Genomic DNA, 25,047 nt, shown 5'->3' with positions numbered 1-25,047 from the left:
CTGCCCACCTTCCCCGACGATTCCCCTCCCCGCAGGACGACCCCCGCCTGATCTCGCGCGACCTGCGGCGACGATACTGGCATCCGCACGTCGTCCCCGCCTCACAGATGGACTCATGCCGACCTCTCCCAGCGCGCCGCCCACCACTCCCCCGACGGTCTGGCTGGTCCGGGGCCGTCATCTCGGACCGGCCGCGGCCGACGTTCTGCGCAGCAACCTCCGCCGGCTCAAGGACACCGAGGTGATCCAGGACTTCCTGGAGGTACCGGAGTCCGAGAGCGCGGAGAGCGAACGGATCTTCGAGGCCCGCTGGACGGTCCCGCCGGAGGTGACCGTCCGGGCCCGGCTGACGCTCACGGAGGACTCGGCCTTCGGGCAGGACTGGACGCTGGTCGCGGAGGCCGAGCAGCCCTGGGACCAGCGCGGACCCTCCCCCGCGACCATGTTCTGGCCCCAGGAGCGGGACATCTCCTGGGACCACGAGGCGGCCACCCGTCTGAGGTTCCTCGACACCAACGCGCTCCCCGAGGACGACAAGGAGCTACGGCGCCTGCTGCGTACGGCGGTACGTGGCAGCTGGGCCGTCCATGTCGTCGTCCACGAGGCCATGACCCCCGACCAGCGGGGGCGTCGCCCGCTGACCCCGCTGCTGGGGTCCGGCCTGCATCACCGGGTGGTGGAGCACCGCGCCGCGCCGCACCAGCTGCGCGCGGTGAACTGGGCGCTGCGCGAATTCGGCGTGGAGCTGCCGCGCGGGGGCGCGGTGGTGCTGCCGGGAACACCGTCCGCGCCCGGGTACGAGGCCGCCGACTTCGCCGTACGCAGCGTCTTCCTGGACGGCTCGGAGCCGACCGAACTGCTGGACGCGGTGACGCGTTACGCCGCGCTGCCGCGGCCGCTGCCGGACGGCGCCGAGGCGGCGCTCACCGCGCTGCGGCAGGACTGGCGGCTGCTGACGCTGGAGGAGGAGCTCGACCGCGAGCGCAAGCTCGTGGCGATGTACGCCGAGGCCCTCGACGCCATGACGAAGTCCCGGGACCTGTACCGGGAGGCCGCCGAGCGGGCGAACGAGGCGCTGGCCGCCTACCGCGACTCCGTCGGCGAACTGCGGCCCGTGGCGGGCAGGCAGAACGGTTCCCCGCTCCAGCAGCTGACGCGCACTTGGGAACGCTTCAAGGGCGGCCCGAGGGTACCGCGCCCCGCGGCGCACCCCGAGGCCACGGCCGAGAAGACCGGGACGGAACCGCCGGCCGACCGCTAGTGCCGCAGCAGGCGACGTTCGCCCCGTCGCGACGCCCGGCACGGGCAACCGTTGCCCGCCACGGCACTGGGAGCGGCAGCGGGGCAGCGATCGGCGGCCCGATCGGACCACGTGCCGGTGCAGGCCGACGTCCCCGGCATCGGCGCGCACCGGATCCGACGCGGCCGCTTCACGTCTCGACCCGCTGAGAAACAGGGGGAATCGGCGGGAGCTGCGTCGGCGGCACGGATCATCTCGTGGGCGTCGTCGGCCTGATGGGGGCGGCCGCCCCCGAAGGCGACACGCGACTTGACCCTGCCCATCACCAGGTGCGCGCGGCACACCTCGCCACTCGGGTGAAGCGACAGCGTGAAACAGCCGCGCGGAAGGGGCGTGTGGAGCAGCCATGTGAAGCAGTCGTGTGAAGCACCTGCCGGAAACGTGCTTTCCGCCAACAAAAACGGGCATTCGACTGACACGAGCGGGGGAAAATTACCGGGGAAGACCAGACGCGGCGCGGTACACCGCGCGAGGGAGGGTCCGTGGATACGACCACCACGTTCATCGCCGTCGCCGTGGTGGCGGCAGTGGCCCTGTTCGCCGTGGCCGTCGGCGTGCTGGTGCGGCTGGTCCGCGCCCGACAGGGCCTGCGGCGCGCGGGACTTCCGACCGGACCGCGCTGGGTCTTCTGGGGCGCGGTCCTGTACTTCGTACTGCCGACCGATCTGTTGCCCGACCCCGTCTACCTCGACGACATCGGCGTGCTCCTGCTCGCCCTCCGCACCCTGCACCGTTCTCCCGATCGCACCGGTGTGGAGGGCTGACGTACCGGCGCCCCAGGCGCCGAACGTCACGGAGAGTAAGGAAACCAATCACTCGTTCGATTCGTATAAGTACCTGGGGGTCGCTGTAGGACAGCGGGCCGAGTGATGTGGCCGGGCGACACCGCTTGATCGAGGCAGTACCGAAGAGGGAGAGACCATGCAACCGTTCGCGCTCAACTACGCACGCCCGGCGGCGGAGTTGGAGTTCGCAACTCCGTATGCCTACGACTCCGGACTGCAGTTGAACGTACTCTTCGACGGTCGGATAGCCGCCCGCGACCACGCCCTGCTGAGAGAACTCGGGACCACTACCTCCACGGCGGGCTCGAAGACCCACTTCGACGACTGAACACGAGCCGCCGACAATGACCGTACTGATCCTGACCTGTGAAGAGGACGTCACGGCGGACATGGTGATCGTCCACCTGAACGCGACCGGCGTCCCCGTGGTCCGGCTCGATCCGGCCGACCTCACCAACAGCGTCGCGCTCTCCGGTGAGTACGTCCACGGTGCCTTCCGCGGCCATCTGTCCTCCGCAGGACGCCTGGTGAGCATCGACGGCCTGCGCTCCGTCTGGGTGCGCAGACCCGGCGCCCCGGCCTCGCGCGCCGCCGGAGCCTCCGCCTGGCTGGCCGAGGAGTCCGCACAGGCGCTCTACGGCATGCTCCGCGGCAGCGGGGCACGCTGGATGAACCACCCCGACGCGGCCGTGCGCGCCCGGCACAAACCCTGGCAGCTACGGCTGGCCCAGCGCACCGGGCTGCCTGTCCCGGCCACGCTCATCACGACTTTCCCGCAGGCCGCCCGCGAGTTCGCGGACCGCTATCCGGACCTGGTGGTCAAGCCCGTCTCGGGCGCCCACCCGCAGGACCCGCCCCGCGCGGTGCCGACCAGCAGGGTGGCTCCGGACGCCGACTTCAGCGCCGTCGCGTACGGGCCGACGCTGCTTCAGCGCCGGGTCGCCAAGCGTGCCGACATCCGGCTGACCGTGGTGGGCGAGCGGATGCTGGCCGCGCGCAAGGCGACCGACCCGGACGCCTCCCCGGACCTGGTGGACGTGCGCTACGCCACGTCCGCGGTGCCGTGGTGCCCGGTCGAGGTGCCGCCGCGGATCGCCGCCGGCGTGCAGGCCTATCTCCGCGAGGCGGAACTGGCCTACGGCGCCTTCGACTTCGCCGAGGACGCCGACGGGACCTGGTGGTTCCTGGAGTGCAACCAGTCGGGCCAGTTCGGCTTCGTCGAGGTGGACACGGGCCAGCCGATCGCCCGCGGCATCGCGGAGTGGCTGGCGCAGTCGGTACCCGAGCAGCACCCGGAGCGCGTCAACTGCTCCGGTACGGCGACGCCTTGAGCCCGTCCGCCCTCCCCCGGGCCGTAACGCGCTCCTGAGCGGACCGACGGTCGATCAGTGCGGCAACTGGCCGGGCAGCAGGGCCGTCCGCTGCCACCCCGCGCCGGAAGAGGACGGGCGCGAGGAGGGGTCGGGATAACCGAGCGCCTGGGTGGGCCGCAGCACGATCTCCAGTTCCCGGCTGACGCGTTCGGCCTCCCGGCGCACCTGGGTGGGGACGTCGCCGCGTTCCGCGATGAGTCGGTCGTAGATGGGGGAATCGTGGAACACCCGGCAACGCGCCTTTCGTCTGGTACGCCTCCTGCGCTGCTGCGCCTCGGCACAGCCTCCCAGTCTAGGCGCCCTCGCACACCTGGGTGTTAATTCCGGGAGAGCCGGGAGAGAACCGGACAGCCGTCGACAGAGCGGACTTCCCACGCCTCGCGGACAACAACAGCGCATCCGCCCTCGCGATCGCCTCACGCACGCTCTCGGTCCCCATGAGAACGCAGAGGGTGTAGCTGACGTCCTCCAACTCCCGTGCCGCTGCGGCCACACCTGCCCGCTCCGCCCTGGCGATCTGCAACGACGCGTAGCGGGTGAGCAGCCTTCTGACGACCTTCGGGTCCGGAACGAGCACGGAACGCCCCTCTCTCGACTTTCCGGTCCGTCTGCCCGGCGGGGCGTCGGGCATGCACGACACGCGAAACCGCCCGCTTCCAAATGCGCTCGAAGCAGTTGAACAAGGGCACGCCCCTCCCGACGAACGGTGTACCGCCATGGCCCGCTCCAGCAGACTCCTCTGCGTCCTCTATCTCGTCACCGGCGCCGCGCTGGCCTCGACGGCCGTCGTCGCGTTCCGGTACGGATCCGCCTGGGCCGGTTGCCTGTTCGTGGCCGCGAGTCTCGTGCAGGTCATCGCCGTGGTGCGGGAGAGCGTGCTGTGCGACCACCGCAGGGCCGCGGCCCGGCTGCGCCGGCTGCACGCGGCGCCGTCCGCGCACCCCGGCACGGCGCTCGACGTCGCGGTCAGGTCGCAACTGGACGCCGCGTGCTGCGAACGCTGGTGGACCAGCCTGGGCACCGACCACGACTCGGCGTGCCGGCACCGCACCCGCAGGAGCAGCGCGGCCTGACCGGCCCCCGGGCGTGCCGTCAGGCGACCTGGCCGCTGTGCAGCGCCGTGTAGGCGCCGCCGCGGCACAGGAGTTCCTCGTGCGTCCCCGTCTCCACGATCCGGCCGTCCCCCAGCACGACGATCCGGTCCGCACCGCGCACGGTGGACAGCCGGTGCGCGACGACGAACGTGGTGCGGCCGTGCAGGAGCCGGGCGAGGGCCTGTTGGACCAGCGCCTCGGACCGGGTGTCGAGGGCCGAGGTCGCCTCGTCAAGGACCAGCACCCTGGGGTCCCGGATCAGGGCCCGGGCGATGGCCAGGCGCTGCCGCTGGCCGCCGGAGAGCCGGGCGCCGCGTTCGCCGACCGTCGTGTCCAGGTCCTGCGGGAGCCGCTCGACGAACTCCATCGCGTTGGCGTCACGCAGCGCCGCGCGGACGGTCTCCTCGTCGACCTCGTCCTCCATGCCGTAGGCGACGTTCTCGCGGATCGTGCCGTCGAAGAGGACGGACTCCTGCGGTACCACCGACACGAACCGGCGGTAGGTGCGCAGGTCCAGCGTGTTCATGTCGGTGCCGTCGAGCAGCAGCCGGCCCGAGGTGGGCCGGATGAAGCCGATGACGAGGTTGAGCACGGTGGACTTGCCCGCGCCGGAGGCGCCCACGAGGGCGACGGTCTCGCCGGGTACGACGGAGAGGGTGAAGTCGCGCACCGCGGGCCGCCCGCTGTCCTCGTACGCGTAGCCGACGCCCTGGAAGGTGACGGCGCCGTGCAGCGAGGTGAGCTCCGCCTTCCCCTCGTTGTCCTCCAGTTCGGGCGCCTGGAGCACCTCGCCGACCGAACGCACGGACTCCAGGCCCTTGGTGATGACGGGCGCCAGACCGGCCAGCGTCGTGGTGGAGTTGGTGAGGGTGGTCAGGAACGCGCTGAGCATGACGACATCGCCGGCGGTGACGCCCCAGACGCCGTAGTACGACACCAGCGCCGCGCCGGCGAGGACCAGCACGCCGACCACGTTGAGGACCACCCAGGACAGCGAGCCGAACCGGCCGTTGACGAGGTCCAGGCGCATCCCGGACGTGAGCAGGCTGCGCAGCGTGCCGTCCATGCGGCGCAGCGCCTTGCCCTCCAGTCCGTGGGCGCGGGTGACCGGGATGAGACGGGTCATCTCCGTCACACGGGAGGAGAGGGTCTCCACCTCGTGGCGGAAGTGTTCGTTGTGGGTGCGCAGGCGCGCCCGGAGCCGGGCCGCGACAAGCGCGGCGGCGGGCACCACGACGAGGAAGACCGGGACGAACTCCGGGGTGCGTACGGCGATGATGACCAGGCCGCCGGTGAGCACGGTGATCGCGCCGAGTCCGGTCTCCGCCGTCTGCTGGACCATCTGCTCGACGGTCTCGACGTCGCGCACCACCTTGGCCTGGAGGACGCCGGCGCTGACCCGTGAGTGGTAGCCGATGGAGAGCTGCTGCATACGGGTGCACAGCGCGGAGCGAAGGGTGGTGCCCATACGGCGCACGCTGCCGTACAGCAGCCGGACGTAGAGCAGATGCAGCGGATAGTTGATCAGCAGGATGAGCAGGATGACGCCGGTGCTCGTCCAGAGGCCGCTGATCGGCCGGTGCTGGACGACGGTGTCGATGATGGACGCGGTGATGAGGGGCAGCAGCCAGATCGGACTGTGCTTGACGGTGAAGACGAGGGCGGCCGCGGCGAGTCGGCGACGGTCGGCGCGGAACAGGTAGGCGAGCGTACGGATCGGGTGTTCGTCCCGGTACCGATGGTCCAGCGGTCTTTCCAGCGACGACGCCATGGACGGTGGTCCTCCTCGTTGCCGATGACAGGACAAGCGCTTTCTGTCCGTTGGGCGCAACGAGTACATCAGGATGCACGAGGACTTGTCCCGCTTCCGCCCGGCGAGACGGAAGGCGGCGGCTCACTCCCCCAGCGTGCGGGCGAGCTCCGTGGTGGCGCGGGCGATCTCGGCGTCGTCCTCGGCCATCAGACACCGCAGCGCACCGCGACGGGCGCGGACGGCCTGCCGGGCCTTGCGCTCCCACACGACGTGGTTCTCCCGGTGGTTGAGCAGTTTGGGATAGACGGCGGCCACGCTCTCCCACTGCCGGGCGTCGGCGATGCACTTGAGGAGCTGGATGATCTGCGCCCGGCAGGTGACGTGCGGCAACTGGGCGAGCTCCCACAGGAAGGGAACCGTCGCCGCGGTGGCCTGCTCGACGACGAAGCCGTACTGGCAGATGCGTTTCCTCAAATCGTCGAGCGCGGTTCTGGCCGTGCCGGCGTCACCCCAGGCGACGCTGTTGAGCAACAGCGGGATCGCGGTGGCCGAGCCCGACGAGTCCTTGATCTCGTGCCAGGGCACCTGTCCCAGTGCCATCAGGGGCGCGACCTCGGCCACTCCCCTCGCGGGCGTGTCACGGTCTGCGCGCTGCGTGCTCGGCTGTCCGGTCGGAGCGGGGCGCATGGCGGGGGGCCTTTCCACGGCAGTCGTGTCAGGTGAGGGAACGGGCCGGCGACTCGACCCGGACGGTCCTGCTCACGGGAGGCCGGAGGCTCCGGCCCCACTCCTCGGACGGGGTGTCGACGACGCTCGGGCCGCGTCCGCTCGCCAGGAGGGCGAAGTCGTCGGCGGCCTGGCGCACGGGCGGATCCTCCGCATGGGCCGAGACGGCCGACAGCGGGCGTGCGGGGGCATGGTCGAACCTGAGGCGGATCTGCGCACCGCCGTCCACCCACGCCCGGGTGATGCCGCTCCCACCTGCGCCTACGGCGGCCTCCCTCGACCGTCGGACCACTCTCGGCACAGGTGATGACATGGCCTCTCCCTGATGTGAGGTCAGGTTGCGGCGCCCACACGGGGGTTGACGCCGCAGCTATTATCCACGCTGACGGCGCCCGTGTGCAATTGCACGAGAAATTGCGCGAAATCCAGCCGGGCGTGCGTCGAACGCTGCGAAGATCGTGAACAGCAAGGAGACGGCGGTGCCAGGAGTGCGCAACGGAGTGCGGGCCAGTTCGCTGGACGCCCACTGGATCAAGAGCCGGCACAGCAACGCGGAGGGCAACTGTGTCGAGGTCGCCACACTGCCCGAAGGCGGCATCGCGGTGCGCAACTCCCGTGACCCCGACGGGCCCGCGCTCGTCTACACACCGGCCGAGCTGGCGGCGTTCCTGGCCGGGGCCAAGGACGGGGAGTTCGACCATCTGCTGTGAGCCCCGGCGACCGCCGACGGCACCCCGGAGTGGAATCCAACTCCCTTACTTTCGCGCCGTATACGAGGAGGACCGGATCCGTGCGGTAAGGTAATCGGCACTTCTGCCGGTCCACTGGGAGCCAGGATGTCCGCCGAGTCGCATCGCATCTCCCGCCTCGAACCCTATCTGGACAGACCGGAACCTGCGCCGACTTTGCTCAAGATGCTGGTCGGCGTCCAGCTGGCCGGCTTCCGTGACGACGCGGGCCTCGGCCAGGACCAGGCGGCACGCGCCCTGGGGTTCAGCGGGGCCAAGCTCTCCCGCATCGAGTCGGGCAAGGGCCGCAAGCCGCCGACGGAACGGGACGTCCGCGCGCTGCTGGAGCTGTACGGCACGGATGCCTACGAGACTTCGGTGCTGATCAAGCTGCTTCAGCGGGCGGGCGAGCCGGGGTGGTGGCAGCGCTACGACAAGCGTCTGATGCCGGAGTGGTTCGACCGTCTGGTCGGACTCCAGGAGGCCGCCGCCACCATCCGGACCTTCGAGATCCAGTACGTCCCCGGTCTGCTGCAGACGCCCGCCTACACCCGCGCGGTGGTGGAGCGGGGTCTGCCGAACGCGCCGGCCGCCGAGGTGCAGCGCCGGGTCGAGCTGCGGACGCGGCGGGCGCAGTTGCTGTCGCGGGCGGACGCCCCGCAGGTGTGGGCGATCGTCGACGAGTCGGTGCTGCTGCGGGTGCTGGGCGGCCGTGCGGTGATGCGGGAGCAGCTCGCCCACCTCGTGGAGATGGCTCAGCGGCCCCATGTGACCCTGCAGGTCGTACCCCTCGACGTGACGAACGCGTCGGCGCCCGCCATACCGATCACGTATCTGCGTTTCGGCGGCCTGGATCTGCCCGACGTCGTCTACCTCGAGCACATAAGGAGCGCGAACTTCCTCGAGGACCGGGACGAGACGGAGGAGTACCGGCTCGCGCTCGACCGGCTGGCCGACGAGGCCCTGAAACCGCGCGAGACGCTGCGGTTGCTGCACGAGACGATGGCGGCACGCTACCCGCGCTCCTGACGGCGGTCACCGGCCCTCCCGTGGCCGCGCGCTTCGCCTCCGGCGTCGCTCGCGGCCACGGACCGTGGTTCAGCGCAGTACGGCCGCGCCGCCGAACTCGATCCACTCCTGGGTGAGCTGGCGGGGGGCCACCTCGCTGTCCGGCCGCCAGGTGGAGACCTCCACGAGGCCCGGTTCGAGGATGTCCGTGCCGTCGAACAGTGCGGCGACGTCCTTCTCCTGGCGCACCCGGCCCCAGTGTCCCTGGGTGGCCTTGTCCATGAAGTCGGTGACGAACTCGCGGACCTGGGCGTCCTCGCTGACCAGCTGGCACATCACCAGACAGCTGCCCGGCACGAGCCGCTCGGTGACCCGGCGGACGATGGCCTGCGGACCGTCGGTCTCGCTGTCCGGGATGCAGTGGAAGACCGAGTTGAACAGCACGGCCACCGGCTGCGAGAAGTCGATCAGACGCTGGGTGTCCGGGTGCGAGAAGATCTCGTCGGTCGCCCGCAGGTCCGCGTGGATGACGGTGGTGCGCTCGTCCTGCTCCAGCAGCGCCCGGCCGTGGACCAGCACCATCGGGTCGTTGTCGACGTAGACGACGTGCGTGTCGGGGTCGATGCGCTGGGCGACCTGGTGCACGTTGTCCTGGGTCGGCAGGCCTGAGCCGTGGTCGAGGAACTGGCGGATCCCGTGCTCGGTCGCCAGGGTCCTGACGACCCGTTGCAGGAAGCGCCGGTTGTTCACGGCCAGCCGGCGGGTGCTGGGGACGACCTTGTCGAGCTCCTCGCACGCGGCCCGGTCCGCCGCGTAGTTGTCCTTGCCGCCCAGATAGTGATCGTACATCCGTGCGGCCGTCGGCACATTGGCGTCGATCTTCGTGGACACCTGGTTCTCCATGTGCACCGCTCCCCCAGCTCCGTGACACACCGTCTGGACTGCCATGACTGACGGTACATCCTAGGGACTTGACCTTCGGGCGTTCCAGTCCAAGGACCAAAGAGCTTCAGCGGAAAGCGCGTTGCTCCCGCAACCGGTCGACGGCCTTCCCCGCCCGTCATGTCGGGGTGCGCCGGTCCGTCACCGATTCTTCACCTTTCGCGCACGCATCACCGGCCCGGAACGGAGCACCCGCACGGTGTCGCCAGGCCGAGGGGATGCCATGGTCCTGATCGCCGTACTGCTGCTGCCGCTCCTGTCCGTCCTGCTGGTCGTGATGGACCGGGTGGAGGACCGTCTGTACGATCCCGTTCCTTCGCGGCGTCGGCATGTCGTCGGCCGACGGCGGCTGCGACTGGTCCGGGGCGGTCGCCGCGACGCGGTGGCAGCGCCGGTGCCCGAGGCCGCGCCCGCGACGGCGGCGCCCCGCGCGGCCTGAACCCCCGGGTGCGCGGCGGGCGGGTCGTGTGCGAGGCTCACCCACGACCGGCCGCCGCCAGGGCACCGGTCGTCACCACGTCCGGCACTGTGAAAGGCGGCGGCATGCGCATCGGACTGCTCGGCACCGGCCCCTGGGCGCAGATGGTCCACGCCCCCGCTCTCGACGCACACCCCGAGGTCGAGTTCACGGGCGTATGGGGCCGCCGCGCCGACGCGGCGAAGGAACTGGCCGAACGGCACGGGACGACGGCCTACGACGACGTGGACGCCCTGTTCGCCGATGTCGACGCCGTCGCCGTGGCCCTGCCGCCGGACGTCCAGGCGGACCTCGCGGCGCGGGCGGCGCGGGCCGGCTGCCATCTGCTGCTCGACAAGCCGATCGCCACGACCGTCGAGCAGGGCCGGGCCGTGGTCGACGCCGTGCGGGAGGCGGGTGTCGCCTCCGTGGTCTTCTTCACCACCCGCTTCCTGTCCGACGCCGAGGCCTGGATCACCGAGCAGGCGGGCGTCGGCGGCTGGTTCACCGCCCGGGCGCAGTGGATCGGCGCGGTGTTCACGAGCGACAGCCCGTTCGCGGCCTCGCCGTGGCGGCGGGAGAAGGGTGCCCTGTGGGACGTGGGTCCGCACGCCCTGTCCGTACTGCTCCCGGTGCTCGGCGACGTCCGGCACGTGGCCGCCGTGGCCCCCGGCCCCGGTGACACCGTGCACGCCGTCCTGCAACACGCCGGCGGTGCCTCCAGCACGCTGGCCCTCAGCCTCACCGCACCGCCCGCCGCGGCGGGGTCGACCGTGGAGCTCCGGGGCGAGCACGGGGTGACCGTCCTCCCGGAGAGCTCCGAAGGCGCCCTGCCCGCCTTCGGCCGCGCCATCGACGCCCTGGGCGAGGCCGCCCGCACCGGCACCGCCCACCCGTGCGACGCCTCGTTCGCCCTGCGGGTCACCGAGATCCTCACGGCGGCCGAGACGCTGCTGACCGTCCAGAAGGGCTGACTCGGGCCGCTGTCCTCCCCGCGACGAAGGATCGACGGACGCGGAGGCCGCCGAGGAGGGGACCGGTGGGCGGTCGGGCCGCCGCCAGGTCCCTGACGTGCGGCTCGCGGGCTGGCGTAGGAGCGTGGTGGTGTGGGAAGCCTGCGCGCCTTGGCACCTCGTCTGGACCGGCGGGGCTGGCTGCGCGGCGCGCCGCCGCCCCGGTGGGTACGGGCGATGCCGCCGGCCCTGATCCTCGCCGTGATGATCGCCACGCTGCTGAGCCCCGATCCGCTCGACATCGGCTTCCTGCTGGGTGCCATCCCGCCGCTGGCGGTGCTGTCGTACGGACCGGTCTCGACCGCACTCCTCGGCGTCCTCGCGATCGGGGTGCTGGTCGTCCCCGCGTTCCGGCTGAACCACCCGGGCAACACCGACCTGCTCACCATCTGTTTCGTCGCGGTGCTGAGCATCTTCGTGGCGTTCGTGCGCAGCCGCCGGGACGCCCAGCTGGACCTGGAACGCACGGTGGCCGAGGCGGCGCAGCGCGCGGTCGTGCCGCCGGTTCCGGAGCGGGTCGGACCGGTGCGCTGCGCGGCCCTGTACCGCGCGGCACAGCGCGGCACCCTCGTCGGCGGGGACTTCTTCGACGTGCGGGACGGTCCGTACGGCGTACGGGCGGTCCTGGGCGACGTACGGGGGCACGGGCTGATGGCCGTGGGGACGGTGGCGCTGCTGCTGGGGGCGTTCCGGGAGGCGGTGCTGGACCAGCCGGACCTCGAGTCGGTCGGCGCCCGGCTGGACCGCAGGCTGCTGCTGGGCAGCGCGCAGGACCGGCACGACGAGCTCTTCGCGACGGCCGTGCTGCTGGAGTTCACGCCGGACGCGGCGGCAGTGCGGATCATGACCTGCGGTCATCCGCCGCCCCTGCTGCTGCGGGACGGCACGGCCACGGAGATCGGGAGCGCACCGTGGCCCCCGCTGGGTCTGGGGCTGCCCGACCCCGGGACGCACGAGGCGCTCACGGTGCGGCTGCGGCCGGACGACCGGCTGGTGCTGGCCTCCGACGGCGTCTGGGAGGCCCGCGACGCCGACGGCGCGTTCTATCCGCTGCCCGAGCGGCTGCCCGTCCTCGCCGCCGAGCACGGCGAGGAGCCGGATTCCCTGGCCGGCCGGATCTGGGACGACGTACTGCGGTTCTGCGGTACGACCTTCGCGCGCGACGACGTCACGATGCTCGTCCTCGCGCCCGAGCCACCGACCCCGGCCCCCGGCCCGGGGCCGGGGCCGGGGCCGGGGTCGGGGTCGGCCCGGGTGGTCTGACCTGGGCGTTCTCACCGCACGCGTGGCGGCGCCGGCCTCGGTGGACGCCGCTTGCGACTGCCGTGCGTCCCGGTCCCGTGGCGGGGCACTCGGGCCTCCGGATGCACACCGGGCGCATGCGATGAATGGTGATAGTGGGCCCGGTTTCGGCACCGGGCCGAAGCAGTCCCCACCGGACCCGAGGAGCAGAGATCATGGAGACGTCACAGCCCGACGCGTCCCGGCAGTCCCGGGAGCCCGTCACCCCGGACAGCCTGCTCCACACCCGCACCGGCGAGGTGGCACCGGAGGATCTGGTGCTCGCCACGGGCCGGGACCTGACGCCGCGCAATCTGGAATGGGCCCGGCGCAAGCTGGACCAGGAGGGGCCCGCCGCCATCGAGAAGCTGCTGCCCTAGAAGCCGGTAGGCCCTTCCCGGCCAATACACCCTTCCGAAAGTCGCCTTCGGGCTGACAGACTCCGGAGGGTGCCCGACTTCGACATGCTCGTCCTCGGATCAGGACCCGGTGGCCAGAAGGCCGCCATCGCCGCCGCCAAGCTCGGCCGCCGGGTCGCCGTCGTCGACCGCCCCGACATGGTCGGTGGGGTCTCCATCCACACCGGCACCATCCCTTCCAAGACGCTGCGGGAGGCGGTGCTCTACCTGACCGGGCTCACCCAGCGCGATCTGTACGGACAGAGCTATCGGCTCAAGGACGACATCACCGTCGGCGACCTGACCGCGCGCACCCAGCACGTGGTCGGCCGTGAGGTCGACGTCGTCCGCAACCAACTCTCCCGCAACCACATAGCCCTGTACTCCGGTACGGGCCGCTTCGTCGACGCCCACACGGTCGCCGTGCGCGAAGCGAGCGGCCAGGAACGCCTGTTGAGCGCAGAGCACATCGTCATCGCGACCGGCACCCGGCCGGCCCGGCCCGACACCGTGGAGTTCGACGGACGCACGATCCTCGACTCCGACAACGTCCTCACCATCGAACGGGTCCCCCGGTCGATGGTGATCGTCGGCGCGGGCGTGATCGGCATGGAGTACGCCTCCATGTTCGCCGCGCTGGGCAGCAAGGTCACCGTGGTCGAGAAGCGGGCCGGGATGCTCGACATGTGCGACGTCGAGGTCATCGAGTCGCTCAAGTACCACCTGCGCGACCTCGCGGTCGCCTTCCGGTTCGGTGAGACCGTCGCCGCCGTCGAGCGCCACGCGCGCGGCACCCTCACGGTCCTGGAGAGCGGCAAGAAGATCCCCGCGGACGCGGTGATGTACTCGGCGGGCCGGCAGGGGCTGACCGACGACCTCGACCTGGAGAAGGCGGGACTGGCCGCCGACCCGCGGGGCCGGATCACCGTGGACGAGCACTACCGCACCCAGGTGCCGCACATCTACGCCGTCGGCGACGTCATCGGCTTCCCGGCGCTGGCCGCCACGTCGATGGAGCAGGGGCGTTCGGCCGCGTACCACGCCTACGGAGAGCCCGTCGGGCAGATGCACCACCTCCAGCCGATCGGCATCTACACCATCCCGGAGATCAGTTTCGTGGGCCGGACCGAGGACCAGCTCACCGAGGACTGCGTGCCGTTCGAGGTCGGCATCGCCCGTTACCGTGAGCTGGCCCGTGGTCAGATCATCGGTGACGCGCACGGCATGCTGAAGCTGCTGGTCTCGCCCGCGGACCGCAAACTGCTCGGTGTGCACTGCTTCGGCACCGGGGCGACCGAGCTGATCCACATCGGACAGTCCGTCATGGGGTGCGGCGGCACGGTCGACTATCTCGTCGACGCGGTGTTCAACTACCCGACGCTCGCCGAGTCCTACAAGGTCGCCGCGCTGGACGCCACCAACAAGCTGCGCCAGTTGGACCGGATCGGGGACTGACCGGGGGACTCTTGGGGCTATCATCACACGCACACGCGGTGTGACCGTCCGCCGACGCAGCGGCTGAACGGTAACCACCGGCTTTTTCGCCGTCCCTGACCGAAGCCATCCCTCTCCGGTACAAGGCGGCCGCAACCCCCCACCCCCCAGCGTCGTCGGGGCAGGTCGCCCTCGCGTCGTGCACGACGGAAAGCAGCACAACCATGAGCAGCAACAGGGGCAGAGGGCTACAGGCCAACGCCCTCGGTACGTTCGACACGGTGGTGATGGCGGTCGCGGGCAGCGCTCCGGCCTACTCGCTGGCCGCCACCACCGCCGTGCTGGTGGGCGCGGTCGGCCTCGCCAGCCCCGCGGCGCTGCTGTACTGCGCGATACCCATGCTCGGCATCGCGCTGGCCTTCAGCTACCTGGGCCGTATCGACGTGAACGCGGGCGCCAGTTACTCGTGGGTGGGGCGAACGCTCCACCCGTTCCTGGGGTTCATCAGCGGCTGGGCGCTGGTCATCTCGGCGACCATCTTCATGGTGGCCGGCTCGCTGCCGGCAGGGTCGATGACGCTCGCCCTCTTCGACGAGAGCCTCGCCGACGACACCGCGCTGTCGACCGTCGTCGGTGCCGCCTGGTTCCTGGTGATGCTGGGTGTGGTGCTGGGCGGCGCCCGGCTCACGGTCCGCGCGCAGCTCGTCATGTCGGGCGTCGAGCTGGCCGTGCTCGCCCTGTTCGCGGTACTCGCGCTCTTCCACACGGACAACGCGCGGGCCTTCGACTGGTCCTGGTTCGGCTTCGGCCACTTCGACGGGGTGTCGGGGTTCGCGTCGGGCGCGCTGGTCGCCGCGTTCTACTACTGGGGCTGGGACGTCACCAGCAATCTGAGCGAGGAGACCCGCAACAGCCGTCGTACGACGGGACTCGCGGGCCTCATCGGCGTGGGCATCGTCTTCCTGCTCTTCGAGGTCTTCACCGTCGCGGTGAACGTGATCCTGTCGGACCGGCAGATCTCGGCGAACGGCGCCAACGTGCTGGGCGCGCTCGGCGAGGAGATCTGGCCGGGCTGGGGCGGGAAGCTGTTGATCGTGTCGGTGATGCTGTCCACCATCGCCACGCTGGAGACCACGCTCATCCAGGTCACGCGCTCCCTGTTCGCGATGGGCCGGGACCGTACGATGCCGGCCGCGCTGGGCCGGGTGCACCGCACCTGGAACACTCCCTGGGTGGCGATCACGGTGGTCGGCGGGGTGGCACTGGTGATGTTCGTCGCCGCCAACGCGCTGGGCTCGGTCGGGGAGATCCTCGCGGACGCCATCTCGGCGATCGGTCTCCAGATCGCGGTGTACTACGGTCTCGCGGGCCTGGCGGTGGTCGTCGCCTACCGCAAGATGCTGCTGCGGTCGCCGGCCAACTTCCTGTTCGGCGGGGTGTGGCCGCTGCTCGGCGCCCTGTTCATGTTCTGGATCTTCGTCGAGTCGCTGGGTGAACTCAGCGGCGCCGCCATCGCGATCGGGCTCGGCGGGCTCGCCGCCGGGCTGGTGCCGATGTTCTGGTACTGGAGGCAGGGCAGCGACTACTACCGGCCCGCCCGGCTCGACGCGACCCGCACCGTCGTGACCGAGTACGTTCCCGCCGACCGCGCGACCGCCGGTTCGGTCGCCCACGAGGGCCTCCCCACCGACTTCTGAGGGGGAACCCGATGGCGCGAGACCGTTTCGCTCCCGACTTCGACCCCGACAGCGGGGACACGGCCCTCACCTCCGCCCGGCAGGACATCGTCATCGGCCGCTGGCAGGGGTTGCGGGATTTGCTGCGGGTCACCGGCCGCGACTGGCCCGCGCGGGGCCACCGGGTCCGGCTGCTCGCGCAGGCCTGTGCGGGAAGTTCGACGGTCGAGACCTGGCTGGCCGCCGAGCCGCACAGCGCGGACGCGCTGGTGCTGCGGGCGGCGACGGAGGCGGCCCGGGCGTTCGACCTCGCCATCGCCACGGGCCGGGGAGTGCCCATCGACCAGCGGCGGGTCGACACGGCGGTGCTTGCCTGCCTGCGGGCGGCGGAGGTGTATCCGCAGGACCCGACGCCGTGGATCTCCCTGATCTCCGTCGCCAGGCTGTACCCGTCGGGCGTACGGCGGCAGGAACTGGCCCGCTGGTGGGACGAGTTGCACCGGCGCGACCCGTACAGCGTGGAGGGGCACCTCCAGGTGCTGCACTACTACTCCTCGCGCTGGCACGGCACGCACGGCCTCATGTACGACTTCGCCCGCGACGCTGCCGGGGCGGCACCGCCCGGCTGTGCGCTGCCGGTCCTGGTGCAGTACGCGCGGGTCGAGGAGTACCGCTTCGCCCTGGACGCCGCCAAGGGCAGACAGGCCTCGGTGAGGCTGGGGCAGCACTGGAACAACGACGGCGCGGTGAGCGACGTACGGCGCACCTGGCAGCGCTGGATCGCGGAGCGCCCGGACGGTCCGGTCGAGCCGGCGGAGCTGCGCGACCTCAACCACCTGGCGCACGCGGCCTGTATGGCGGGTGCCGAGGACGTCGCCGGCGCGCTGCTGCGGATGCTCGGTCCGCGGGCGACGCGCACACCGTGGTCGTACACCGGGGATCCGCACCAGCAGCTCCTCAAGTGGCGCAAGGAGCTGACGGTGGGGGCCTGACGGCGGCCGGCGGCGCGGTCACGGAAGCGAGACGTGGTGCGGTGCGGCAGTCTCAAGGAGTGGCGTTCGGTCCGTCCGGCCTGCTCCGGCGCTGCTCGACCATCTCGCGGGTGAGATCCTCCGTCTCCGGTTCCGGCAGCCGCTCGAAGCCCTCCGCGGTGATCACCGAGACGATGGGGAAGATCCGCCGGCCGAGGTCCGGACCGCCGGTCGCGGAGTCGTCGTCCGCCGCGTCGTAGAGCGCCTGGAGCGCGGCCAGGGCGGCCTCGCGCCGGGTCATGTCCGGGTGGAACAGCTTCTTGAGCGCGCCCCGGGCGTAGGGTGAGCCGGAGCCCTCGGCGTGGAAGTCCGACTTCTCGTAGGCGCCGCCGGTGACGTCGAAGCCGAAGATCCGGCCCCGGCGGCCGTCGCGGGCACCTGTGTCGTAACCGGCGAGCAGCGGGACGACGGCGAGGCCCTGCATCGCCTGGCCGAGGTTCTGCCGGATCATCCCCGCCAGCCGGGTCGCCTTCGCGCCCAGGGTCATGGGGATGCCCTCGACCTTCTCGAAGTGCTTCAGCTCGACCTGGTACAGCTTCACCATGTCCAGCGCGAGTCCGACGGTGCCGGCGAAGGCGACCGCGGTGTGGTCGTCCGCGGGGTGCACCTTCTCCAGGTCGCGCTGGGCGATCAGGTTGCCCATCGTGGCCCTGCGGTCGCCCGCGATCATCACGCCGTCGCGATAGGCGAGGGCCAGCACGGTGGTGCCGTGCGGGAACCGGTCCGGCGCCGCGCGGACCCCGTCGGGGAACGGGCGTCGGGTGGGCAGCAGTTCCGGGCGGTGCGCCGCCAGGAACTCGCTGAACGACGAACTCCCCACGGCGAAGAAGTCCCTGGCCGAAGGGCCGTCGTCGTCGCTCGATGCCATACCGCTCCCCCTCGCTCCCGACGCGTCGACACTCCACTACCTACCTGGCCCGGACCGGCGGGAAACGCGGGGCAGCCCACACCCGGCGGCGACCGCGGCGCCCGGACCGCGGTCGCCCCCGGGGTCAGCGGGGGGTCGGGCCGCGGTGCGGGGAGCGGTGCGGGGGCTGCTCCGGGGCCTGGCGGGCCACTGCCGGGGGGACCGGGCGGACCGCCGGGCCGTCGCCGTTCAGGGTGACGGGCTCGCCGTGATGACGGATCGTCAGCGGGGGCCCGGACAGCAGCGTGTACGTGGCCTTGTCCTGGCCGATCTCCACGCGCAGGCGGCGGCCCATGAGTTGGAGGGTGAAGGCCAGGCGGCCGAACCGCTCGGGCAGCCGGGGCGCGAACCTGAGGGTGCCGCCGTCGTCGCGCAGGCCGCCGAAGCCCGCGACCAGCGCCGTCCAGGTGCCGGCCAGCGACGCGATGTGCAGTCCGTCGCGGGTGTTGTGCTCCAGGTCGGCCAGGTCCATCAGCGCCGCCTCGGCGGTGTAGGCGTAGGCGAGGTCCAGATGGCCCGCCTGGGCGGCGACGACGGCCTGGCAGCACGCCGACAGCGAGGAGTCCCGGACGGTCAGCGGCTCGTAGTAGGCGAAGTTGCGGGCGACCTGCTCCTCGTCGAAGAAGCTGCCGCAGGTGTACATCGCCAGGACCAGGTCGGCCTGTTTGACGACCTGTTTGCGGTAGAGGTCGAAGTAGGGGAAGTGCAGCAGCAGCGGGTACTGGTCGGCGTTCGTGCCCGCGAAGTCCCAGCGCTGGTAGCGCGTGAAGCCCTCGTGCTGCTCGTGGACGCCGAGTTCGTCGTTGTAGGGGATGTACACGGCCTCGGCGGCGTCCCGCCAGGCCGCGCTCTCCTCCACGTCGGCGCCGAGCCGGGCCGCCTCGTCGGGGTGGCGTTCGACGGCGTCGGCGGCGGCCAGCAGGTTCGTCCGGGCCATGAGGTTGGTGTAGGTGTTGTCGTCCGCGACGGCGCTGTACTCGTCGGGGCCGGTGACACCGTCGATGTGGAAGGCGCCGCGCGGATCGTGATGGCCCAGCGAGTGCCACAGGCGGGCCGTCTCCACCAGCAGTTCGAGGCCCGTCTCGCGCTCGAAGTCGGTGTCGCCGGTCGCCTGCGTGTAGCGCACCGCCGCGCCCGCGATGTCGGCGTTGACATGGAAGGCCGCCGTGCCCGCGGGCCAGTAGGCCGACCCTTCCGAGCCCTCGATGGTCCGCCAGGGGAACGCGGCGCCGCGCAGGCCGAGTTGGGTCGCGCGTTCGCGGGCCGCGGGCAGGGTGCTGTGCCGCCAGCGCAGCGCCTCGGCCACGGCCTCGGGCGCGGTGTAGGTCAGCAGCGGCAGGACGAAGGTCTCGGTGTCCCAGAAGGCGTGGCCGTCGTAGCCGGAGCCGGTCAGGCCCTTGGCGGGTATCGCGCGCCGCTCCGCGCGCGCCCCGGCCTGGAGCACGTGGAAGAGGGCGAAGCGGACGGCCTGCTGGATCTCCTCGTCGCCGTCGACCTCGACGTCGGCGCGTGCCCAGAAGTCGTCGAGGTAGGCCCGCTGGTCGTCGAGCAGGCCCTCCCAGCCGCTGTGCCCGGCCGCCGCGAGGGCCGCCTCGACCTGGTCGCTCATCGCGGGCCGGGAGCGGGCGCCGGACCAGCCGTGCGCGACCACCTTCGCCACCCGCAGCCGCTCGCCCGGCTCCAGCACGGAGGTGACGGTCAGCCGGGCCACGTCGACGTTGCTCTCCGCGCTCGTCGTGGTCCGCTCGGGGCCGGTCACGGTGTGGTCGGCGGCGACGGCCACCCGCAGGCCGCTGCGCCGGGTGCGGTGCACGAGACGCAGCCGCCGGCCGAGGGCGACGTCCTCCTCGGGCTCCAGCGGCGACTTCAGCGCCTTGGCCGCGCGCGGGTCGCCGTCCGGCTCGGGCAGGCTCTCGTTGGCGACCAGTTCCGACTGGATGACGACCCGCGACCGGGTGCCGACGGCCTCCACCTCGTACGCCACGGCGGCGATCGCCCGTTGGGTGAGGGAGACCAGCCGGGTCGACCGCACCCGTACGGTCGACCCGGCTGGCGAGGTCCACTCGCACACCCGCTCCAGCACTCCCCGGCGCAGGTCCAGGGTGCGTTCGTGGGCGACGAGCCGCCCGTAGCGCAGGTCGAAGGGCTCGTCGTCGACGAGCAGCCGCAGCACCTTGCCGTTGGTGACGTTGATGACGGTCTGGCCCGACTCCGGGTAGCCGTAGCCGGCCTCGGCGTACGGCAGCGGGTGCAGTTCGTGCACGCCGTTGAGGTACGAGCCGGGCAGGCCGTGCGGTTCGCCCTCGTCGAGGTTGCCGCGCCAGCCGACATGGCCGTTGGACAGCGCGAACACGGACTCGCTCTGGGCGAGCACGTCGAGGTTGAGGGCGGTCTCGCGCACGGCCCACGGCTCCACGGTGTACGACCGTTGAGTGATCACGCCCGGCCTCCCAGTTCCGCGAGGTCCTTCACGACGATGTCGGCGCCGTGCGCGTACAGCGCGTCGGCCTGTCCGGTGCGGTCGACGCCGACGACGTATCCGAAATGCCCGGCTCGGCCCGCGTCCATCCCGGCCAGGGCGTCCTCGAAGACGGCGGCGCGAGCCGGTTCGACGCCGAGGTCGCGGGCCGCGGCGAGGAACGTGTCGGGGCGCGGCTTGCCCGGCAGCTTCCGTTCGGCAGCCACCACACCGTCGACCCGTACTTCGAAGAGGTGCTCGGCGCCGATCGAGCGCAGCACGTCGAGGGTGTTGGCGCTGGAGGAGACGATCGCGGTGCGCAGACCGTGCGCGCGTACCGCGTCGAGATAGCGCAGGGTGCCCTCGTAGGCCTCGACGCCCTGGGCGCGGATCCGTTCCAGGAGCAGTTCGTTCTTGCGGTTGCCGAGGCCGGAGACCGTGCCGGCGTCCGGCGGGTCGTCGGGCTCTCCCTCGGGCAGTTCGATGTCCCGGGAGGCGAGAAAGGTGCGCACGCCGTCGGCGCGGGGGCGGCCGTCGACGTACTCGTCGTAGTCGGCCACGGCGTCGAAGGGCCGGAAGTGTTCGCCGTCGCGCTCGCGCAGGAACGCGTCGAACGTCTCCTTCCAGGCGGCCGCGTGCACCACGGCGGTCTTGGTGACGACCCCGTCGAGGTCGAAGAGGCAGGCCTGGATGTCTTCGGGTAGACCGAGCTGCGTCATACAGTGACCGTTCCCCGTGGGACGGCGTCCACGGGGTGGCGCGCGCCACAGGGGAGGAAATCTCGTCCTCGTGCCCTGGGTAGGATCGGCCACTCGTGCCGAGTCACGTGAACGCGACGCGTCGGGGGGTCTTCCGGTGAGGTGTACGCACATGACCTTCGAGGATCTGGTCCGCCGGGCCGCGGCGCTGGTACGGCCGGGGCACCGGGCGGTCCTAGGTGTCGCGGGGAGTCCGGGAGCGGGCAAGACGACCCTCGCCGCGCGTCTGGTGCGGGAGTTGAACGGCGGTGGGCCCGCCTGGGTCGCGCATGTCCCGATGGACGGCTTCCATCTCGCCGATGCCGAGCTGGACCGCCTGGGCCGCCGCGCTCGCAAGGGCGCGCCGGACACCTTCGACGCGGCGGGGTACGCGGCGCTGCTGCGGCGGCTGCGGGAGGAACCGGACGGGGACGAGACCGTGTACGCGCCCGGGTTCGAGCGGGTGCTGGAACAGCCGCTCGCGGGGGCGATCCCGGTGCCGTCGACGGCCCGGCTGGTCGTGACGGAGGGGAACTACCTGCTGCTGGAGACGGGCGCGTGGGCGCGGGTGCGGGCGCAGTTGGACGAGGTGTGGTTCTGCGAGCTGGACGAGCCGGAGCGGATCCGGCGGCTGACCGCCCGGCACGAGGAGTTCGGCAAGGGCCACGAGGAGGCCGTGGCGTGGGTGCTGGGCACGGACCAGCGCAACGCCGACCTGGTGGCGGGGACCCGCGCCCGCGCGGACCTGGTGGTGCCGGCCTCGGTCCTGCCGGACGCGGACGCGCGCGGCTGATCACGCGCGGCCGTCCGTCGTCACGGGGTTCGCCGGCCGTCCGTCGTCACGGGGTTCCCCGGCAGGGGCTCGCGGTGGGCCCCCGCCGGGTGGGGCTCACCCGCGCAACGTCAGCTCCGGTTCACCGCATGCGTCACCGGCCGCGTCCCCGATCACCGCGGTGAAGGCCTCCGTCCGGACGCTCAGTCCGTCCTCGACCGGCTCGAAGGCGGGTGCGTACGGGCCCTCGGGGCCGTAGCGCACGGAGAACACGTGCAGGTCCGCCGGGGCGCCGGGGGCCGGATCCGCCTCCAGGGCGGTGGAGGACACCAGGTGCCGCCAGCCCTCGTCGGGGTTGCCGTAGCCGCGCGGGTCGGCGGCCAGGGCGAAGGCGGCCTGCTCCTGGGTGGTCCCGGCGCGGGCGTCGAAGTGGTCGACGCCCGCGGAGCACGGGTGGGTGACCCGCAGGGCGCCCGCGCTAGTCACCCCTGGCTGCGCGGTCCTGCGCACCCGCTCCCCGTCGTCCTGGGCGTAGGGCAGCCCGGCCAGCAGGTACGGCGTCCCGTCCGTCCGTTCCACGGCGACCGTCACCCACAGGCTCGTGCCGTCCGTGACGTACAGGGACCGCACGTGCCGCAGGACGTGGTCGCGGCCGACGACCGGTTTGGTGACCAACTTGGCCGTCAGACCGTCCACCCGGACGTTCCGGACCCGGACCTCGCCCATGGGACGGGACATCAGGAAGCCGTCGAGCACCGGACCGAAGCCGTGCTGGCGGTTGACCGCCGCGGGCAGGTAGTACGTGCCCGCCGCCTCCACCAGCGCCGGGGTCATCCGGTCGTCGAAGGCCACCGAGACCGTCCCCGCGCGCAGTTGGTGGCGCACCGGAGCCGCCGAGGGTGTGCGGTGCCAGGGCGTGGTGTCCTGGATCTGCCAGACCAGCATGAAGGCGAAGTGGCCGTCGATACCGCCGTCGTCCTTCACCGCGTGGCGGCCCCAGCGCGTGTCGCCCCGGTAGCGGCCGAGGTCGGAGCCGATGCGGCGGCTGAAGTAGCGCAGGCCGAGGACCGACTCGAAGCCGGAGTGCTGTTCGCTGTAGCGGGGGCCGCCGAGGTCGAAGCCGCCGTTGGTCAGGCGCGCGTCGAGATAGCGGGCCAGCGCGTCGCCGTCCTCGGCGAACATCTCCACGCCGCTGACCCGGTGGGCCTGGGCGAGGAAGGACAGCGAGATCGGGCCGTAGTTGTTGTCGTACGCGCCTCCGTGCTCGGGAGGCAGCAGCGCACCCCGGTCGCGGACGCGGCGGGCGCGGATCTCGTCGGTGTAGAGGGTGAGCGCGCGGGCCCGCATCGGCTCCGCCTGTTCCGGCGGGAGGTGGCGGGCCAGCATCAGGCCGCCCACGACACAGCCGATGGCCTGGTTGCCCGCCTCCTGCGGGTTGAAGAACGTGGCGCCGGTGAGCCAGTTCCAGTAGCCCCGCGCGATCGTCAGCAGTTCCGCGCGCTGGTCCTCCTGGACGAGTCCGTCCGCCGCGTCCAGGACGTTCACCGCCTGGAGCAGCGCCCACACCGTGCTCGGCCAGTCGCCGACGGGGTGCGCGCCGGTGTCCAGGACGTAGCGGGCGTACGGCAGTCCGGTGCCCCGCGCGGTGAGGTTCGGGTAGCCGGGGTTGTCCTCCCGGTACACCCGTTCCCGCAGGTGGAAGGCGAGGCTGCGGCGGACTGCCGCCGGCAGTCGCGGGTCCTTCGAGCGCTGCCAGGCGAGCGCCAGCAGCGCGGTGACGCCGAGCGAGGTGTCGCCGATGTCCTCGCCCCCGGCGGGGTGTTCGAGGCTGCCCTGCGGTGTCATCCGGGCGAGGGCCTGCTCGGTGACGTCGGCGAGGACGGCGTCGTACGCCTCCGGGGTGTCGGGGAGGTCGTGCAACGGGCTGCGTTGGTAGGTGAGGTGCATCAGTGCTCAGCCCTTCGTTCCGGACGTTGCCATGCCGTCGACCAGCCTCTCCTGGAAGACGAGGAAACAGATGAGTGTGGGCACTCGAAGCGGGCGACGGCGCAGGCCGCGAGCGAGCAGGAGATGACGTTGCCGATCACCTCGCCGATCGTGACAATCAGCGAGTGGGAGCAGGGCGTGGACCATGATGCGGCGGGGCCGGTCAGGGAGCGCGGACTGCGCAGGCCGGTAAGGCGCATCGCCACGACGAAAGAGGATCCGTGCAGGACTCCAGGCCCCTCGTGGTCGGCATCGACGTGGGCGGCACCAAGACGCATCTCCGCGCGCTCGCGGGGGACGATCCGGCCGCCGACCACATCGGCGCGAGCCGTGGCTGGCGGCCCCACGACCCCGAGGCCGCCGCCGCCTGGCTGGCCGCACTGGTCGGCGAGGCTCTCCCGGCGGATGCCGTACCGGCCGCCGTCGCCGTGGGCGGACACGCCTGTGAGACCCCGCGCCAGTGCGCAGGGATCCGTGACGCACTGACCGGCCTCCTCGGCGTACCCGCCCTGGTCGTGGGCGACGCGGAACTCCTCGTCCCCGCCGCCGGGCTGGACGAGGGCGTCGGCCTGGTCGCCGGTACCGGTTCCGTGGCGGTCGGCCGGCTGCCCGACGGACGTCCCGTCCAGGTCGGGGGCTGGGGCGCGGTGCTCGGTGACGAGGGCGGCGCGGCCGGTCTCGTGCGCGAGGCGGCGCGGGCCGCCTGGGCGGCACACGACCGCGGTGAACAGCCCGACGCGCTCGCGCTCGGGCTCGTCGCCGCGTTCGGCGTGCCCGAAGTGCCCGCGCTCGGCGCGGCCTTGGAGAGCGCCACCGACGTCTCCGCCGAGTGGGGCCGGCACGCTCCGGTCGTGTTCGCGGCCGCCGCCGGGGGCTCCGCACCGGCCCGCGCGGTGATAGCCGAGGGCGGCCGGTCGCTGGCCGCGCTCGTCGTCCGGCTCGCCGACCGCGGGGTCCGCGTGGACGACGTGGTGGTCGCGGGCAGCGCGGTGCTCGCCCAACCCGCCCTGTACGACGCCTTCGTGGCGGCCCTCGCCGACGCCGTGCCGTCGGCCCGGCCGACACCGCTGCGGGTACCGCCGGTCGACGGGGCGGTGGTACTGGCGCGTTCGCTGGGGTGAGTCCTCGGGGCGAGTTCTCGGGATCAGTTCTCGGGATCAGTTCTCGGGGGTAGGTTCCAGGGCGGGG

Annotated in this window: 26 protein-coding genes; 16 read left to right on the top strand and 10 right to left on the bottom strand. The window is 72.0% G+C overall.

What is annotated here, in order from left to right; translation table 11 throughout:
• Positions 1-115 precede the first annotated feature (115 nt).
• From ACFV0T_RS21920 to tgmB, 4 genes are all read left to right on the top strand, one after another.
• A complete protein-coding gene (locus tag ACFV0T_RS21920) occupies positions 116-1,261 on the top strand; it encodes a hypothetical protein (protein WP_385781551.1) in 1,146 nt (381 codons plus the stop codon).
• Positions 1,262-1,782: 521 nt separating this feature from the next.
• Positions 1,783-2,064: a YkvA family protein gene (locus tag ACFV0T_RS21915; RefSeq protein ID WP_385781549.1), complete on the top strand. Its 282-nt coding sequence runs from the start codon at positions 1,783-1,785 to the stop codon at positions 2,062-2,064.
• A gap of 157 nt (positions 2,065-2,221) precedes the next feature.
• Positions 2,222-2,413, top strand: a complete 192-nt coding sequence (tgmA, locus tag ACFV0T_RS21910) for a putative ATP-grasp-modified RiPP (RefSeq protein ID WP_385781546.1) — start codon at positions 2,222-2,224, stop codon at positions 2,411-2,413.
• A 16-nt stretch (positions 2,414-2,429) separates the two neighbouring features.
• The gene (tgmB, locus tag ACFV0T_RS21905; RefSeq protein WP_385781543.1) at positions 2,430-3,416 is read left to right on the top strand and encodes an ATP-grasp ribosomal peptide maturase; all 987 of its coding nucleotides are present in this window, start codon (positions 2,430-2,432) and stop codon (positions 3,414-3,416) included.
• A gap of 54 nt (positions 3,417-3,470) precedes the next feature.
• Here the strand turns inward: tgmB and ACFV0T_RS21900 are convergent, their stop codons facing one another.
• Positions 3,471-3,686: a hypothetical protein gene (locus tag ACFV0T_RS21900; protein WP_385781541.1), complete on the bottom strand. Its 216-nt coding sequence runs from the start codon at positions 3,684-3,686 to the stop codon at positions 3,471-3,473.
• 64 nt (positions 3,687-3,750) lie between these two features.
• Complete coding sequence (locus ACFV0T_RS21895; RefSeq protein ID WP_385781538.1) at positions 3,751-4,035, bottom strand: DUF5133 domain-containing protein; 285 nt, start codon at positions 4,033-4,035, stop codon at positions 3,751-3,753.
• Between the two features lie 139 nt (positions 4,036-4,174).
• Between ACFV0T_RS21895 and ACFV0T_RS21890 the strand changes: the two genes are divergently transcribed.
• A complete protein-coding gene (locus ACFV0T_RS21890) occupies positions 4,175-4,531 on the top strand; it encodes a hypothetical protein (RefSeq protein WP_385781536.1) in 357 nt (118 codons plus the stop codon).
• A gap of 19 nt (positions 4,532-4,550) precedes the next feature.
• On the opposite strand, the gene ACFV0T_RS21885 is transcribed toward ACFV0T_RS21890, so the two are convergent.
• From ACFV0T_RS21885 to ACFV0T_RS21875, 3 genes are all read right to left on the bottom strand, one after another.
• Positions 4,551-6,323 (bottom strand): ABC transporter ATP-binding protein, encoded by a 1,773-nt coding sequence (locus tag ACFV0T_RS21885; RefSeq protein WP_385781534.1) that lies wholly within the window; start codon positions 6,321-6,323, stop codon positions 4,551-4,553.
• 123 nt (positions 6,324-6,446) lie between these two features.
• A complete protein-coding gene (locus tag ACFV0T_RS21880) occupies positions 6,447-6,992 on the bottom strand; it encodes a hypothetical protein (RefSeq protein WP_385781531.1) in 546 nt (181 codons plus the stop codon).
• Positions 6,993-7,020: 28 nt separating this feature from the next.
• Positions 7,021-7,344, bottom strand: coding sequence for a hypothetical protein (locus tag ACFV0T_RS21875; RefSeq protein ID WP_385781528.1), 324 nt, complete (start codon positions 7,342-7,344; stop codon positions 7,021-7,023).
• Positions 7,345-7,510: 166 nt separating this feature from the next.
• Between ACFV0T_RS21875 and ACFV0T_RS21870 the strand changes: the two genes are divergently transcribed.
• Together ACFV0T_RS21870 and ACFV0T_RS21865 are read left to right on the top strand one after the other, a co-directional pair.
• Positions 7,511-7,741 (top strand): DUF397 domain-containing protein, encoded by a 231-nt coding sequence (locus ACFV0T_RS21870; RefSeq protein WP_385781676.1) that lies wholly within the window; start codon positions 7,511-7,513, stop codon positions 7,739-7,741.
• Positions 7,742-7,867: 126 nt separating this feature from the next.
• A complete protein-coding gene (locus ACFV0T_RS21865; protein WP_385781525.1) occupies positions 7,868-8,788 on the top strand; it encodes a helix-turn-helix domain-containing protein in 921 nt (306 codons plus the stop codon).
• Between the two features lie 69 nt (positions 8,789-8,857).
• Here ACFV0T_RS21865 and ACFV0T_RS21860 read toward each other — a convergent pair whose 3' ends face one another.
• Positions 8,858-9,670 carry an SAM-dependent methyltransferase gene (locus ACFV0T_RS21860; RefSeq protein ID WP_385781522.1) on the bottom strand — a complete coding sequence of 271 codons (813 nt, stop codon included), beginning with the start codon at positions 9,668-9,670 and terminating at the stop codon, positions 8,858-8,860.
• Positions 9,671-9,932: 262 nt separating this feature from the next.
• On the opposite strand from ACFV0T_RS21860, the gene ACFV0T_RS21855 reads away from it, so the two are divergent.
• The 7 genes from ACFV0T_RS21855 (at position 9,933) to ACFV0T_RS21825 (ending at position 16,960) form a co-directional block, all read left to right on the top strand.
• Positions 9,933-10,148, top strand: coding sequence for a hypothetical protein (locus tag ACFV0T_RS21855; RefSeq protein ID WP_385781519.1), 216 nt, complete (start codon positions 9,933-9,935; stop codon positions 10,146-10,148).
• A gap of 104 nt (positions 10,149-10,252) precedes the next feature.
• Entirely contained in the window at positions 10,253-11,140 is an 888-nt protein-coding gene (locus ACFV0T_RS21850) for a Gfo/Idh/MocA family protein (RefSeq protein ID WP_385781516.1), read from the top strand.
• Between the two features lie 216 nt (positions 11,141-11,356).
• Entirely contained in the window at positions 11,357-12,442 is a 1,086-nt protein-coding gene (locus ACFV0T_RS21845) for a PP2C family protein-serine/threonine phosphatase (protein ID WP_385781673.1), read from the top strand.
• 194 nt (positions 12,443-12,636) lie between these two features.
• Positions 12,637-12,840, top strand: coding sequence for a hypothetical protein (locus ACFV0T_RS21840; protein WP_385781513.1), 204 nt, complete (start codon positions 12,637-12,639; stop codon positions 12,838-12,840).
• A 69-nt stretch (positions 12,841-12,909) separates the two neighbouring features.
• Positions 12,910-14,313, top strand: a complete 1,404-nt coding sequence (sthA, locus tag ACFV0T_RS21835; protein WP_385781511.1) for a Si-specific NAD(P)(+) transhydrogenase — start codon at positions 12,910-12,912, stop codon at positions 14,311-14,313.
• A gap of 203 nt (positions 14,314-14,516) precedes the next feature.
• Entirely contained in the window at positions 14,517-15,989 is a 1,473-nt protein-coding gene (locus ACFV0T_RS21830; protein ID WP_385781508.1) for an APC family permease, read from the top strand.
• 11 nt (positions 15,990-16,000) lie between these two features.
• On the top strand, positions 16,001-16,960 hold the full coding sequence (locus ACFV0T_RS21825) for a hypothetical protein (protein WP_385781505.1): 960 nt from the start codon (positions 16,001-16,003) through the stop codon (positions 16,958-16,960).
• Positions 16,961-17,012: 52 nt separating this feature from the next.
• Here ACFV0T_RS21825 and prcB read toward each other — a convergent pair whose 3' ends face one another.
• From prcB to ACFV0T_RS21810, 3 genes are all read right to left on the bottom strand, one after another.
• Positions 17,013-17,867 carry a proteasome subunit beta gene (gene prcB / locus ACFV0T_RS21820; RefSeq protein ID WP_385781502.1) on the bottom strand — a complete coding sequence of 285 codons (855 nt, stop codon included), beginning with the start codon at positions 17,865-17,867 and terminating at the stop codon, positions 17,013-17,015.
• Between the two features lie 124 nt (positions 17,868-17,991).
• Positions 17,992-20,346, bottom strand: coding sequence for a glycoside hydrolase family 65 protein (locus tag ACFV0T_RS21815; protein ID WP_385781500.1), 2,355 nt, complete (start codon positions 20,344-20,346; stop codon positions 17,992-17,994).
• Positions 20,343-21,083, bottom strand: a complete 741-nt coding sequence (locus ACFV0T_RS21810; RefSeq protein WP_385781497.1) for an HAD family hydrolase — start codon at positions 21,081-21,083, stop codon at positions 20,343-20,345. The genes ACFV0T_RS21815 and ACFV0T_RS21810 overlap by 4 nt, the downstream gene beginning before the upstream one ends.
• A 151-nt stretch (positions 21,084-21,234) precedes the next feature.
• Here ACFV0T_RS21810 and ACFV0T_RS21805 point away from each other — a divergent pair, with 151 nt between their 5' ends.
• Positions 21,235-21,894 (top strand): nucleoside/nucleotide kinase family protein, encoded by a 660-nt coding sequence (locus ACFV0T_RS21805; protein WP_385781495.1) that lies wholly within the window; start codon positions 21,235-21,237, stop codon positions 21,892-21,894.
• Between the two features lie 96 nt (positions 21,895-21,990).
• Here ACFV0T_RS21805 and ACFV0T_RS21800 read toward each other — a convergent pair whose 3' ends face one another.
• The gene (locus ACFV0T_RS21800) at positions 21,991-23,820 is read right to left on the bottom strand and encodes a hypothetical protein (RefSeq protein ID WP_385781492.1); all 1,830 of its coding nucleotides are present in this window, start codon (positions 23,818-23,820) and stop codon (positions 21,991-21,993) included.
• A 260-nt stretch (positions 23,821-24,080) separates the two neighbouring features.
• Here ACFV0T_RS21800 and ACFV0T_RS21795 point away from each other — a divergent pair, with 260 nt between their 5' ends.
• Positions 24,081-24,980, top strand: a complete 900-nt coding sequence (locus ACFV0T_RS21795) for a BadF/BadG/BcrA/BcrD ATPase family protein (RefSeq protein ID WP_385781489.1) — start codon at positions 24,081-24,083, stop codon at positions 24,978-24,980.
• Positions 24,981-25,047: the final 67 nt, after the last annotated feature.

The sequence above is a fragment of the Streptomyces sp. NPDC059582 genome (assembly GCF_042735715.1).
Classification (GTDB): Bacteria; Actinomycetota; Actinomycetes; order Streptomycetales; family Streptomycetaceae; genus Streptomyces.
The sequence above is the reverse complement of the archived record's forward strand: the minus strand, read 5'-3'. Positions and strand labels throughout refer to the sequence as shown.

Excerpts from the sequence above, each read along its gene's own strand:
- ACFV0T_RS21830 (WP_385781508.1), top strand. The coding sequence starts at position 14,517 with ATGAGCAGCAACAGGGGCAGAGGGCTACAGGCCAACGCCCTCGGTACG.
- ACFV0T_RS21800 (WP_385781492.1), bottom strand. The coding sequence starts at position 23,820 with ATGCACCTCACCTACCAACGCAGCCCGTTGCACGACCTCCCCGACACC.
- ACFV0T_RS21875 (WP_385781528.1), bottom strand. The coding sequence starts at position 7,344 with ATGTCATCACCTGTGCCGAGAGTGGTCCGACGGTCGAGGGAGGCCGCC.
- ACFV0T_RS21865 (WP_385781525.1), top strand. The coding sequence starts at position 7,868 with ATGTCCGCCGAGTCGCATCGCATCTCCCGCCTCGAACCCTATCTGGAC.
- ACFV0T_RS21855 (WP_385781519.1), top strand. The coding sequence starts at position 9,933 with ATGGTCCTGATCGCCGTACTGCTGCTGCCGCTCCTGTCCGTCCTGCTG.
- tgmB (WP_385781543.1), top strand. The coding sequence starts at position 2,430 with ATGACCGTACTGATCCTGACCTGTGAAGAGGACGTCACGGCGGACATG.
- ACFV0T_RS21885 (WP_385781534.1), bottom strand. The coding sequence starts at position 6,323 with ATGGCGTCGTCGCTGGAAAGACCGCTGGACCATCGGTACCGGGACGAA.
- ACFV0T_RS21840 (WP_385781513.1), top strand. The coding sequence starts at position 12,637 with ATGGAGACGTCACAGCCCGACGCGTCCCGGCAGTCCCGGGAGCCCGTC.
- ACFV0T_RS21845 (WP_385781673.1), top strand. The coding sequence starts at position 11,357 with ATGCCGCCGGCCCTGATCCTCGCCGTGATGATCGCCACGCTGCTGAGC.
- ACFV0T_RS21890 (WP_385781536.1), top strand. The coding sequence starts at position 4,175 with ATGGCCCGCTCCAGCAGACTCCTCTGCGTCCTCTATCTCGTCACCGGC.
- ACFV0T_RS21860 (WP_385781522.1), bottom strand. The coding sequence starts at position 9,670 with ATGGAGAACCAGGTGTCCACGAAGATCGACGCCAATGTGCCGACGGCC.
- ACFV0T_RS21805 (WP_385781495.1), top strand. The coding sequence starts at position 21,235 with ATGACCTTCGAGGATCTGGTCCGCCGGGCCGCGGCGCTGGTACGGCCG.
- ACFV0T_RS21920 (WP_385781551.1), top strand. The coding sequence starts at position 116 with ATGCCGACCTCTCCCAGCGCGCCGCCCACCACTCCCCCGACGGTCTGG.
- ACFV0T_RS21880 (WP_385781531.1), bottom strand. The coding sequence starts at position 6,992 with ATGCGCCCCGCTCCGACCGGACAGCCGAGCACGCAGCGCGCAGACCGT.
- ACFV0T_RS21825 (WP_385781505.1), top strand. The coding sequence starts at position 16,001 with ATGGCGCGAGACCGTTTCGCTCCCGACTTCGACCCCGACAGCGGGGAC.
- ACFV0T_RS21850 (WP_385781516.1), top strand. The coding sequence starts at position 10,253 with ATGCGCATCGGACTGCTCGGCACCGGCCCCTGGGCGCAGATGGTCCAC.
- prcB (WP_385781502.1), bottom strand. The coding sequence starts at position 17,867 with ATGGCATCGAGCGACGACGACGGCCCTTCGGCCAGGGACTTCTTCGCC.
- ACFV0T_RS21810 (WP_385781497.1), bottom strand. The coding sequence starts at position 21,083 with ATGACGCAGCTCGGTCTACCCGAAGACATCCAGGCCTGCCTCTTCGAC.
- tgmA (WP_385781546.1), top strand. The coding sequence starts at position 2,222 with ATGCAACCGTTCGCGCTCAACTACGCACGCCCGGCGGCGGAGTTGGAG.